Genomic DNA, 11,550 nt, shown 5'->3' on the forward strand with positions numbered 1-11,550 from the left:
TGAAGTTAAAATTTTTACGCAAAGCAATTAACCAAGGATGCTTATTTTAAAAAAGTATTTGAACGATTGCCCGACAGTTTACGCCTCGAATTTGAAAAGGGAACAGATGCCCAAGCCAATTACATCGACAGCCCATCGCATTACCTGGAACGTGAACCATAATTGGTTCGATTAGCCATTTTTTTCGAGTTCGAGCAAACGCAAGAGGAAATCGGCCTGTGCGGGATTGATTTTTTCTTGAGCCGTAGCCAAATCAAACCAGTCGGCGCGGTCTACTTCGGCAAAAGTGGTCATTTTGCCCGAGCGCGGTGGCCATTCCAGGCTGAAAGTATTGCTCGACAATTGGCTGGCATCGAATTCAAATGCGAGGGCAAAGGCATGGACTATTTTACCCCCCTGTTGCTTAACGCTGCCCAATGGCATAAAATCTCCTTCTGGTGTAAAGCCAACTTCTTCGGCAAACTCCCTAACAGCCGCCTGCAAAGGGTCTTCGCCATTTTCGATCAGGCCTTTGGGTATGGTCCAAGCGCCTAAATCTTTTTTGGCAAAAAACGGACCTCCCGGATGGACGAGAAAAAACATGAGGCCATTATCGGCTTGTTTGTAGCCTAATATCCCTGCGCTTTCTTGCATGATCCAAGTTACTCAATTAACCCCATATACCATGATTTTTCTTTGATAAAGCCCATAAAAAAAAGCATCCAACTTTACGCTGGATGCTTTTACCAATTTATGAAGGATTCTAATTAGCTGATCTTAACATTAATTGCGTTTAGGCCTTTTTTACCTTGCTCTACGTCATAGCTTACGGTATCATTCTCGCGAATGTTATCTAATAGGCCTGAAACATGAACAAAGATTTCAGAATCGCCATTTGCTGGCACGATAAATCCAAAACCTTTTGTCTCATTGAAAAATTTTACTGTTCCTTGTTGCATTATATTTTATTTAAATTATACCCAAAGGTAACATAATTTATTGATAACCAATTTTTTATTATTCAAAACCTACCACAGCGCTTTAATTTTACACCAGTCGTTTGCAGCAAATACCGGCTTTAAACGCCTTTGAGGCAACACAATGGCTACAAAGCCTGATTTTAAAAAAAATACAAATTTCTTCAGGAGCTAAGCTGGTTTTAGTAGATTTGCCTATCAAAACAATAAATCAACTATGGGACCACAATCAACAGACGGACTTATTCTACTTGTAACTTTGGCCAGTATCTGTGCAGTTATCTTAATTACTGCCTTTTCTTTAACTTTCTTCGCCAAAAGAGACACTAGCGATAAAGCGCACTAGACATTAAAGATATAAGCTTGGGGGCTCAAGTATCGATTCGCTACCTCATAATTACCTTTGGTATGCCAAGTGTATAGCAAGGCTTGTGGCTTTCAACTTCGTTTTTTTAAACATTAATGAGGTTCTGTTTTAAAACAGGACCTTTTTTTGTTGACTGCTTAAACTTTCATTTACGTCCGAGCGCTTATATACTATGTAACTGTTTCAGTTTGCCGCCGGCCATGTATTGCCATAAGCAGATCGATATGGTTAACTTATAGCTTACTAATTTGATTTAAATGAAATATCTGTTATTGTTGAAATTTAGATAGTATATTTAGTTAACCATTAGCTTAACTACTTTCTGCTTATGCCTGTAAAGCACAATTCGAAATTCCGGATAAGAAAAATAAAAAAATTCTTTGGCCTCTTGGGGCCTGGATTAACTACCGGCGCTGCCGACGATGATCCTTCGGGTATTGCCACCTATTCGCAAACAGGCGCACAATTCGGCTACGGACAGTTATGGACCGCTTTGTACATGCTTCCATTTATGACGGCCGTGCAGGAAGCCTGTGCCAGAATAGGCTTGGTAACCGGAAAAGGCCTGGCAGCCGTTATTAAAGAGCATTATAGCCGAAAGGTGCTTTATGCCGTAGTTGGGTTGGTGGTGGTGGCCAATACCATTAATATTGGGGCCGATATTGGAGCCATGGCCGCGGCTGCGCAGTTGTTGGTTCCGGTTCATTTTGTGGTGCTTACCTTGTTTTTTACCACTACGGTGCTACTGCTCGAAATCTTTACCAGCTATCGGGCGTATTCTAAAATACTGAAGTGGCTGGCACTGGCCTTGTTGGCCTACCCTATTACGGTATTTATTATCGACCAGCCTTGGCCAACGGTACTTAAGGCAACCATAGTCCCACACTTCGAGTTTTCTTTCGATTTCCTGTTTATCATTACAGGCGTATTCGGCACCACCATTACACCCTACATGTTTTTCTGGCAGGCCTCGCAAGAGGTAGAAGAAGAACAGGCCAAAGGATTATTCAGGGATGGAAAACCACGGATTGGCTGGCCACATATCCATGCCATGCGCAAAGACAATAACATGGGCATGATCATTTCCGAATTTACCACCTGGTGCATCCTTTTGGTAGGCGCTACGGTTTTGCATAACAGTGGCGTAACCGATATTAAGGATGCCGCCGATGCCGCCAAGGCGCTCGAGCCATTGGTCCATTCTTTCGAACATTCGGGCTATCTGGCCAAACTGATATTTTCTGTGGGTATTATCGGGCTTGGCATGCTTGCCGTTCCGGTGCTTTCGGGCTCAGCGGCCTATGCTGTGTCAGAAGCTTTTAACTGGAGCGCCAGCCTCAACCTCAAGCTTCAGAAAGCCTATGGTTTTTATGCGGTCATCATTGTTTCTACGCTCATTGGCCTAACCATCAATTTTATAGGCATTGACCCCGTAAAAGCATTGGTTTATACGGCTGTAATCAATGGCGTAGCTGCCGTTCCGCTGTTGTTTCTGATTGTTAAGATCGCGGCCAGCGATAAAATCATGGGCGAATACAAAAGTGGCTGGCTATCTAAAACCTTGTTGTGGATTACCTTTTTTATTATGGGTGCGGCTGCCATTGCCCTATTCTTTACCACTTGGAGCTAAACCCGAGCACACAACAGAGATTGTGTTACAACTTTAGTTAATTGGGTTACGTATTTCTTAACATGGGCCCGGAACTTTGTACTATCATAAAATAGAAAGATGGACAAGCTAAAAATATTATTGGTTGCAACCAATACCAGCCAATATGCCAGTGGCAAACTGGCTACCGGTTTATGGCTCAGCGAACTTACGCATATTTACCATGCAGCCACTGCAAAAGGCTACGCCATGACCATCGCAAGTCCCAACGGCGGCTCCATACCCATCGACCCCGAAAGCCTCAAAAGCTTTATGCTCGATGGCATGACCAAGGCCTACCTGAACGATAGCCGATTTATGGAGCTTTTAAAGCGCAGCAAGCCTTTGACGGAAGTATTAAACGACGAATTTGATTTGGTTTACCTGGCCGGTGGTCATGGTACCATGTACGATTTCCCCAACAATAAAGCTTTGCAAGCCCTGGTTAGCAGACAATATGAAAGCGGAAAAATGGTAGCCGCTATTTGCCATGGTGTTTGTGGCCTGCTCAATGTTAAATTGACCGACGACACATTGTTGATCAAAGGAAAAACCATAACGGGTTTCAATTGGTTTGAAGAAAGCCTGGCCAGCAGGAAAAAGGAAGTTCCTTTTAACTTGGAAGCCAGTTTGAAAGAAAGAGGGGCCGATTATAGGAAAGCTTTTATCCCCATGACCGCTCATGTAGTGGTTGACGGAAATTTAATAACCGGACAAAACCCCTTCAGCTCTAAGAAAATGGCAAAAGTAGTGATGCGTGAACTGGACAACAACTCAAACCGATAAAGCTATGCAAACCATACTGGGTGCCAACGGACAAATTGGCGAAGAACTGGCCATGGCGCTAAAAAGAGACTTTACTTCCGATATCCGGATTGTAGGCCGTAAACCTCAAAAAGTAAACGATACCGACCATATTTTGATGGCCGACCTGTCAGTAAGAGCAAATGCTATAGCCGCCGTTAAAGACAGCGAAATAGCCTATTTTACCTTGGGACTGCCCATGGATTCGGCCTTGTGGGAAAAACAATTTTTGCAAATTACCCAAAACGTAATCGATGCCTGCATAGTCAATGGCACCAAATTGGTGTTTTTCGATAATACCTACATGTATCCGCAAGACGGGCGCGTGCTGACCGAGCAAACGCCATTCGAGCCCGTAGGGCGCAAAGGCCAAGTAAGAAGCGAAATGGCCAGCCTGTTACTCAAAACAATGGAGACTGGCCGACTGGAAGCCGTTATTTGCCGCGCGCCCGAATTTTATGGTTCGGGCAAAACGCAGAGCATCACCAATTCATTGCTGTTTGATAATGCAAAGGTCAACAAAAAGCTTAAAGTTCCGTTGAGAGACGACAAAGCGAGAAGCCTGATCTGGACACCTGATGCCAGCAGGGCCACGGCTTTGATTGGAAATACCCCCGATGCGTTTGGCCAAACCTGGCATTTGCCGATCGACGAGAACAGGCCCACTTATAAACAGCTGATTGCGATGGCATCGGAAGTATATGGCAAACCATTGCAATATACCGTCATCCCCAAATTCTTTTTTAAGATGGGCGCCATATTGAACAGCCGGCTAAAAGAACTACAGGAATTATTGCCGAGATACGAGCACAACAATATTTTTGACGATAGCAAATTCAGGAAACATTTTCCCGATTTCAGGCCCACCAGCTTCATACAAGGTATAAAGCAAATAAAAAACGAACAAGAAGCAAGCAAGCATGAGTAAATTGGCGTTAGATTACATGAAAGTACCCAGCAACATCACCTCAATTACCGCCCTACATAGACTCTTGAATTTGAAAGGACCTTCAAATCCACTGATCAGCGTATTTGACTTCAACCAAATTCAAATTGCTCCAGAAACAGTGCTCAGCGCCATCACTACTGATTTTTATGTGGTAGCACTGAAAAAGGATTGCGCTGGCAACAAATGCAGATATGGGCAGCAATATTATGATTTTGCAGAAGGGATCATGTATTTTATTGCTCCAGGACAGGTTTTGCAATTTGATGATATTTTACTGACCGAAGTAAAGGGCTTTGTATTGGCTGTACATCCCGATTTTTTGTATGGCTATGCCTTAGCCACACAAGTTAAAAGCTATGGCTATTTCGCGTACGCCAGCAACGAAGCGTTGCATCTTTCTGAAAAGGAAGAAAAGTCTATCATGGATATCATAGCGAACATAGACAGGGAAATAGAGGCCAACATTGATGCTTTTACGCAGGATCTGCTGATTGCTAACCTAGAACTGCTGCTCAAGTACTGCGACCGTTTTTATAACCGTCAATTTTTGACCAGGAAAAAAGTCAGCAGCGATTTGCTAAGCAAACTAGAAATTCTGCTCGACGATTATTTTACCCACGAAAAGCTGGCTACAAATGGCATCCCAACGGTTCAGCTTATCGCCGACCACTTGCACCTTAGTCCCAATTACCTGAGCGATATGCTTCGGGTACAAACTGGACAAACCACGCAACAGCACATCCAAAACCGGTTGATTGGCAAGGCCAAAGAATTATTGTCGACCACCCAGCTATCGGTATCAGAAATTGCTTATCAGTTGGGTTTCGAGCATCCGCAATCTTTCCACAGGTTGTTCAAAAACAGAACGGCTGTTTCTCCGTTGGCATTTCGACAGTCGTTTAACTGAGCGCCCGTTCCATAAAAAACTTCATGGCAGGGCTTTTTAAGAGTTTATCCTAACAACCCACCCTCAACTACGTAAAGCGAAAGTCTTGATATGTGGCTATGCGAGGCGACCCATCAATCTATAATATGATTTAGCCCTTGTCTCGTCAATTTTTCGAGACCGTGTTGCATGGCCTTAACCTGTTCCGGCGTATGTGCCATCCAGCTGGCCACCTCGCCTATTACCCTGAAAGGATGTACCGAACGATAAGACATGGTTGGGTTTCCCGGAAATTTTTTATCGGTTACGTTGGGATCGTCTTCAACCGCTCCTGTTGCTTCTACCAAATAGATGCGTTGTTTGCCATCGCCTTGGGCCAATTCTGCACCCCAAATTGCAGCTGTTAACGTAGCGGCTACGTACACATGGCTCAGCTTCCTGTCGGCATAATTGCATGGATAGCCTGGGCTGATGTAATCGCCGATTTTAAGATCGGCCTTGGTCCCGTGAAAAAAAGTCTGTGCAAAAGGGCTGTGTGTAGGCGCAGAGGATTGTTCGTTTTGAGGATGATGCATTGGCAATTCTTGTATGTTTTATTTGGGCATTAGTTCATGATAAAGTTACCACTTGTAACCATATATCATAAATTTATAAGCAAGTTGAAGATGTCTTTTTTTATAATTTCGGGTCTTCCGTTTGAAAACCTTCCTATTATAAAAATGGCTTTATCAAGGCAAGGACTTCTATCGCATGCCTTTTCAACCATTAGCTGTAAATATGTTTGAAGAATATTGTGAAAGATTAACAGAGCAAAACAGAACAACGACAGCATTTGTCCTGAATGCACCCAAGATTTGTCTTTTTCAGGCCAATCTAATCTACTACATTTATGCGAGATTTGTACCAAACACAAAGCAAATACAAAAAACATGGGAAAGATTGTACTATTCATGCATAGCTCACTGGATGGCTTTGCAGCAGGCACTAAAGGCGAAATGAACTGGATTCATGTAGATCAAGAGATTTTTGACTATGTAGCGGAAAGGATTGCCGCAACCCATACTGCGCTTTACGGCCGAACCACTTTTGAGATGATGGAAAGCTACTGGCCTACCGCTGCCGACCAGCCCGGGGCGAGCAAACATGACATCGAACATGCCGCTTGGTACAAAACCGCGCACAAAATAGTGCTGTCAAACACCTTAGATCAGACAAAATTTGCCAACACGACCGTCATCGGAGCAAATTACGCTGCAGAACTCCGCAAAATCAAACAGGACACAAGCGGAGAAATCCTGTTGTTTGGAAGCCCAAGTACGGCCCATGCCTTGCTTAAAGAAAACCTCATCGACGAATGCTGGCTATTTGTTAATCCGGTACTTTTGGGCGAAGGTATTCCTGTTTTCGAGGGCATCCAGGCAAAACAGCCCCTCAAGCTCGTAAAAACACAAGTATTCAGTTCGGGAGTGGTCTGCTTGCATCATGAAATGAAAAAGTAGGCACATAACTTGTAAGTTTTTGAAAATTAAGGATTGCCGACTTCCAAGTGATGCCGCCACATTTCTTTTTAAAAGAATTTTATTCCTAGCAATAGGATGATTTTCCTGCGCTTTTTCCTTACTGGCGACCTCCCCTTTTCGCTGGGTCTAGAATTTTACGTGCAATGAATAGAACCATTTTCGGTTTTAGCTGTTTTTAACCTAAGAAACCTCGAAAGGATTGTCCAAGAAATAAAACTTGGCTACATTCAAAATCCGGGTTCTATCAATTCAAAAAATATTAGCCACATCAATCTCCTAAACATGAGCGTAGAAAACTTGAAAAACGAAGAAGCCATCTCGAAACTGAAGAAAATGATAGATGATATTGACATTGGAATACTCTGTTCCAATGTATCAGGAAGCGAGTATATCCATGCTGTCCCAATGAGTCGACAAGAGGTTGACGATGAAGGAAATATATGGTTTTTGATTTCGGCCACAAGCCAGTCGCACCAAAACCTTTTACAGAACAATAAAACCAGCCTGCTTTACTCCGACGTTAAAAACTATGCTTTTTTGAGCCTCAGTGGCACTGCGGAAATTTCGAGCGACCGCAATAGGATAGACAAATATTGGAACAAAATTATAGAGGCCTGGTTTGAAGGTGGCAAAGAAGACCCGAATATAAGGGTGCTGAAAGTAACCCCCTTAGAAGCCCATTATTGGGATAACAAGGCAGGCAAATTGGTTACCTTTTTAAAAGTGGCCGCCAGTGCCATTTCGGGCGCAAAAATGGATATTGGACGAGAGGGCGATTTAGCGGTTTAGCTATCAATGACTATTTAATTAACCGCAAGTTCTAACGGAACTGAAACAAATGTTGTTTGTTTCAGTTCCCAAGCAAAAATCAGCGGCGAACCTTTCTCGCCTAATCATGTTCTCCAAAATTCTTAGCTGGAAGCTGTCTGCATTCCTATCTCCAGCCTAGTCCGGGGGCAACATGCTCAAGAATAGAAGACAGCACATGAATGTTGTAATCAACGCCCAAGGTATTTGGAATGGTTAATAGTATAGTATCTGCTTCCTGTAGCGCCTCATCGAGCGCCAATTCCTTGAGCAGCACATCAGGTTCTGCGGCATAGCTTTTACCAAAAACCGCTCTTTGCGTAGGTTCGATATAGCCGAAACTGTCTGAATCTTTGCCTTGTCCGCCAAAATAGTACCTATCCTGTTCGTTCATGATGGCAAATATCGAACGGCTCACCGATACCCTTGGCTCGCGATCATGGCCTGCTTTCTTCCAAGCTTCTTTATACATTCTAATTTGCTCGGCCTGTTGGATATGAAAGGGTTTGCCATTTTCATCGAATTTCAAGGTCGAGCTTTGGAGGTACATCCCGTTTTCTGCCGCCCATACCGCGGTGGCATTCGAAGCCGCACCCCACCAAATGCGTTCACGCAGTCCCTGCGAATAAGGTTCGAGCCTTAAAAGTCCTGGTGGATTGGGAAACATCGGATTGGGGTTGGGTTGCGCAAAACCCTGGCCTTTTAACCGCTCCAAAAACTCCAAGGCCTTTTGCCTGCCCATGTCGGCATCATTCTCTCCTTCATTGGGCGAATATCCGAAATACCTCCATCCATCGATCACCTGTTCGGGCGAACCCCTACTGATGCCTAGCTGTAGCCTGCCACCCGATATCAGGTCGGCAGCTCCTGCATCTTCTACCATGTAGAGCGGATTTTCATAACGCATATCAATCACTCCTGTACCGATCTCGATCTTCGACGTTTTGGCGCCAATGGCCGAAAGCAACGGAAATGGAGAAGCGAGCTGCTTGGCAAAATGATGAACCCGGAAGTAGGCGCCATCCAAGCCGATCTCTTCGGCAGCTACAGCAAGGTCAATCGACTGCAGCAAGGTATCTCCCGCAGTGCGGGTCTGGTATGAGGGGTGGTTAGACCAATGCCCAAACGATAAAAATCCTATTTTTTTCATGGTAAAGAATTTGCTCAAATGTAAACAATCATTCCTGAGAATGGGGTCACTTGACAGTCAAAACCAAGAACACTAAGAAATAGCTTACTGCTAACCAACCTGCGCCATGCGACAGAAGCGCTCACAGCGAATCAAAGCCACTTTTAGCTCAAAAGGTTCTTGCCAAAAGACCAGGACAGAACAATGGCCAGGATTAAAAAGAATACCAAAAATTAGGTATTGATTACAAATGTGCCGACTGATAAATTTATCGGAACAAACAAAAAACGACACGTATGAAGATAAGCAAACTAGTATGGATGGCATTGCTCGTGCAATTCCTCTTGATGGAAAATTCAATCGCCCAGGTCAAAAAAACGCCGACAAAAGCGCCAGTCACCGCCCAGACCAAATACGGAGCCCTAGCTGTAGATCGGTCAAACGGCTTTTATTATGGCTTTTCTTTCGATCAGCCCAACAGGGCCGAAGCCGAAAATAGAGCTGTGGCCGAATGCAACAAACGCGGAGGCGCATGCACAATTGTACTGACCTATTCGGGGCCGGGCTGCGCCGCCTACCGTACCATCAACGGTAACGTGGGCACCGCCTTTGGTTGGGGAGTTGCAAAAACCAAGGAAGCGGCCGATGAGATCGCAACCAAAGAGGCTCTGAAAAGAAGTGGCGGCATACAGCCTACCAACTTCGTGTGGGCCTGCAACAGCGCACCGGGAGCACAGCTGAAGGAAATCTATAACGCCTCTCCAGAAATCACCGGACCGGTAAAAATCGGCGACCAGATCTGGACCACCACAAACCTCAACGTAAGCACTTATAGGAACGGAGATCCGATCTATTATGCGGCAAACCAGAAGGAATGGGAAAAAGTAAGCCGCGAAAAGATCCCTGCCTATTGCTACCTTAATTTCGATAGCAACAACGATAAAAAATACGGAAAACTCTATAATTTCTATGCCGTTTCCGATCCGCGTGGCCTGGCTCCGGCGGGTTGGCATGTACCTAGCTCAAGGGAATTTCTGACGCTTATCAATGCCTTGGGTGGCGAAAAGGTCGCCGGGAAAAAAATGCGCGGTCTCTCTGGCTGGGACATAAAGGACTCGTACAATTTTGCACATGGCAATGGCGATAACTCATCTGGCCTGAACCTGCTTACCAGCGGCAGCGCCGGTGGCGACGAGTATGGCGGGGGCCAGTCTTTCAAATATGGGATATGGCTAAGCTACTGGTGGTCGAGCACCGCCAAACCGGGCGATAGCTTTGCCTATTATCTTGACTTCAACAAATACAGCGAACCCCGGGTAACCGACTACAGCAAGACGACCGGTTGCGCGGTAAGGCTGGTGAAAGACTGATAGTCACTGCCACCGGAACTTGTCGACTGATCGGAAATCCCACATATCTACAAAAAACCGCTTACAATTGATTTATAAGCGGTTTTTTATTTACTTGCGTTTACTTTCCGATGCAAGATATTTATCTGATTAAAAACCAATAACTTATCCAATCAAAGGAACAAATGGGGCACAAGAAAGAATATAATGAAAAATGATTGATATTAAAAGAAATAGTTTTCAAAATTTCTCACCCAAAAGAAAACACTTTTAATAATCAACCATTTAACATTTTTTTCAGGGAGAAAACTTGACGAAATATCGTTTTTTTCAAATATTTTTCAACACATCGATTTCAGGTCCTAGAGGCTTTTGCTCCGTTTCAAAAGCTGCCGACTAAAAGTTTGCTTTATTAAATCTTACTTTATATGTTTCGTTATCTCCTTTTTTGAGCCAGCCACATGGTATGCTCTCTAGACATAGCATTTTCAGAGTCGAGTACAAATTTCGAGAATTGTTGCTCCGTTACTTGTATATTTACTTCTGCTTTAATTAAATTAAGTTCTGATGTTGCGGTAGTATAAGCTTGTTTATTCTCTTGGTATTTTTTTAATTGCAACCAACTAAAACCACTTGCGGATATAGTTGAAAACAACCCTACTAGATTAAAATCAGACATTGGTCGAAAAACCAAATATGCAATAGACAAAAGTGCTAAAAATTGAAATATAATTACTAACAAAAACCAATTTTCATACTTAGACTTATTATTATCTGCCTTTGAAGAATACCAGTCAATTTGATTTTGTATCCTTTCATTTAAATAATAAGTTTTTCGGTCATTTAGTGATAGTAGCCTAATTCTTCTCATCTCATTCGTAATTATTGGCAATGCAATTTCGGAAGCACGAAGTTCGTTGTGGAGATCATTGAACTCATTATTTACTTCTTTTATCCTATTAATAAATCTACTATCCGCCTCATTTGGTGCTAAGCTGTTTTCAAAGTATTCTGAACACGTAATAAATCTCCATGTAAGTGTTTTACAAGACTCTGCTAAAGCCCTTCCTCTATACCAAACATCTTCGTACTTTTTGTATTTCAACATGATTGATATAAACATTGCAGATATAAG

Annotated in this window: 12 protein-coding genes; 7 read left to right on the forward strand and 5 right to left on the reverse strand. The window is 43.5% G+C overall.

Features of this window, described 5'->3' with window-relative positions; translation table 11 throughout:
• Positions 1-171 precede the first annotated feature (171 nt).
• On the reverse strand, positions 172-633 hold the full coding sequence (locus tag JHD69_RS08700; RefSeq protein WP_199139381.1) for an NUDIX domain-containing protein: 462 nt from the start codon (positions 631-633) through the stop codon (positions 172-174).
• 113 nt (positions 634-746) lie between these two features.
• On the reverse strand, positions 747-938 hold the full coding sequence (locus JHD69_RS08705) for a cold-shock protein (RefSeq protein WP_199139383.1): 192 nt from the start codon (positions 936-938) through the stop codon (positions 747-749).
• A 773-nt stretch (positions 939-1,711) separates the two neighbouring features.
• On the opposite strand from JHD69_RS08705, the gene JHD69_RS08710 reads away from it, so the two are divergent.
• The 4 genes from JHD69_RS08710 (at position 1,712) to JHD69_RS08725 (ending at position 5,631) form a co-directional block, all read left to right on the forward strand.
• Positions 1,712-2,953 (forward strand): NRAMP family divalent metal transporter, encoded by a 1,242-nt coding sequence (locus JHD69_RS08710; RefSeq protein ID WP_233165792.1) that lies wholly within the window; start codon positions 1,712-1,714, stop codon positions 2,951-2,953.
• A 99-nt stretch (positions 2,954-3,052) separates the two neighbouring features.
• Positions 3,053-3,757, forward strand: a complete 705-nt coding sequence (locus JHD69_RS08715) for a type 1 glutamine amidotransferase domain-containing protein (protein WP_199139387.1) — start codon at positions 3,053-3,055, stop codon at positions 3,755-3,757.
• Positions 3,758-3,761: 4 nt separating this feature from the next.
• A complete protein-coding gene (locus tag JHD69_RS08720; RefSeq protein WP_199139389.1) occupies positions 3,762-4,703 on the forward strand; it encodes an NAD-dependent epimerase/dehydratase family protein in 942 nt (313 codons plus the stop codon).
• A gap of 16 nt (positions 4,704-4,719) precedes the next feature.
• A complete protein-coding gene (locus tag JHD69_RS08725; RefSeq protein WP_199139403.1) occupies positions 4,720-5,631 on the forward strand; it encodes a helix-turn-helix domain-containing protein in 912 nt (303 codons plus the stop codon).
• A 113-nt stretch (positions 5,632-5,744) separates the two neighbouring features.
• Here the strand turns inward: JHD69_RS08725 and arr are convergent, their stop codons facing one another.
• Entirely contained in the window at positions 5,745-6,185 is a 441-nt protein-coding gene (gene arr / locus JHD69_RS08730; protein WP_199139391.1) for an NAD(+)--rifampin ADP-ribosyltransferase, read from the reverse strand.
• A 354-nt stretch (positions 6,186-6,539) separates the two neighbouring features.
• Between arr and JHD69_RS08735 the strand changes: the two genes are divergently transcribed.
• A complete protein-coding gene (locus tag JHD69_RS08735; RefSeq protein ID WP_199139393.1) occupies positions 6,540-7,109 on the forward strand; it encodes a dihydrofolate reductase family protein in 570 nt (189 codons plus the stop codon).
• A 303-nt stretch (positions 7,110-7,412) separates the two neighbouring features.
• Complete coding sequence (locus JHD69_RS08740) at positions 7,413-7,919, forward strand: pyridoxamine 5'-phosphate oxidase family protein (RefSeq protein WP_199139395.1); 507 nt, start codon at positions 7,413-7,415, stop codon at positions 7,917-7,919.
• Positions 7,920-8,064: 145 nt separating this feature from the next.
• Here the strand turns inward: JHD69_RS08740 and JHD69_RS08745 are convergent, their stop codons facing one another.
• Positions 8,065-9,087, reverse strand: coding sequence for an LLM class flavin-dependent oxidoreductase (locus tag JHD69_RS08745; protein WP_199139397.1), 1,023 nt, complete (start codon positions 9,085-9,087; stop codon positions 8,065-8,067).
• Between the two features lie 326 nt (positions 9,088-9,413).
• On the opposite strand from JHD69_RS08745, the gene JHD69_RS08750 reads away from it, so the two are divergent.
• Positions 9,414-10,436, forward strand: a complete 1,023-nt coding sequence (locus JHD69_RS08750; RefSeq protein ID WP_233165794.1) for an FISUMP domain-containing protein — start codon at positions 9,414-9,416, stop codon at positions 10,434-10,436.
• A 415-nt stretch (positions 10,437-10,851) separates the two neighbouring features.
• On the opposite strand, the gene JHD69_RS08755 is transcribed toward JHD69_RS08750, so the two are convergent.
• On the reverse strand, positions 10,852-11,550 hold a 699-nt coding region (locus JHD69_RS08755), incomplete at its 5' end, for a DUF4231 domain-containing protein (protein ID WP_199139401.1).

Source organism: Pedobacter sp. ASV12 (genome assembly GCF_016429155.1).
Lineage (GTDB): Bacteria > Bacteroidota > Bacteroidia > Sphingobacteriales > Sphingobacteriaceae > Pedobacter.

What these genes read in the sequence shown, in the direction of transcription:
- JHD69_RS08750 (WP_233165794.1), top strand. Translation starts at nt 9,414, where the DNA reads ATGGAAAATTCAATCGCCCAGGTCAAAAAAACGCCGACAAAAGCGCCA.
- JHD69_RS08715 (WP_199139387.1), top strand. Translation starts at nt 3,053, where the DNA reads ATGGACAAGCTAAAAATATTATTGGTTGCAACCAATACCAGCCAATAT.
- arr (WP_199139391.1), bottom strand. Translation starts at nt 6,185, where the DNA reads ATGCATCATCCTCAAAACGAACAATCCTCTGCGCCTACACACAGCCCT.
- JHD69_RS08705 (WP_199139383.1), bottom strand. Translation starts at nt 938, where the DNA reads ATGCAACAAGGAACAGTAAAATTTTTCAATGAGACAAAAGGTTTTGGA.
- JHD69_RS08700 (WP_199139381.1), bottom strand. Translation starts at nt 633, where the DNA reads ATGCAAGAAAGCGCAGGGATATTAGGCTACAAACAAGCCGATAATGGC.
- JHD69_RS08735 (WP_199139393.1), top strand. Translation starts at nt 6,540, where the DNA reads ATGGGAAAGATTGTACTATTCATGCATAGCTCACTGGATGGCTTTGCA.
- JHD69_RS08740 (WP_199139395.1), top strand. Translation starts at nt 7,413, where the DNA reads ATGAGCGTAGAAAACTTGAAAAACGAAGAAGCCATCTCGAAACTGAAG.
- JHD69_RS08725 (WP_199139403.1), top strand. Translation starts at nt 4,720, where the DNA reads ATGAAAGTACCCAGCAACATCACCTCAATTACCGCCCTACATAGACTC.
- JHD69_RS08745 (WP_199139397.1), bottom strand. Translation starts at nt 9,087, where the DNA reads ATGAAAAAAATAGGATTTTTATCGTTTGGGCATTGGTCTAACCACCCC.
- JHD69_RS08720 (WP_199139389.1), top strand. Translation starts at nt 3,762, where the DNA reads ATGCAAACCATACTGGGTGCCAACGGACAAATTGGCGAAGAACTGGCC.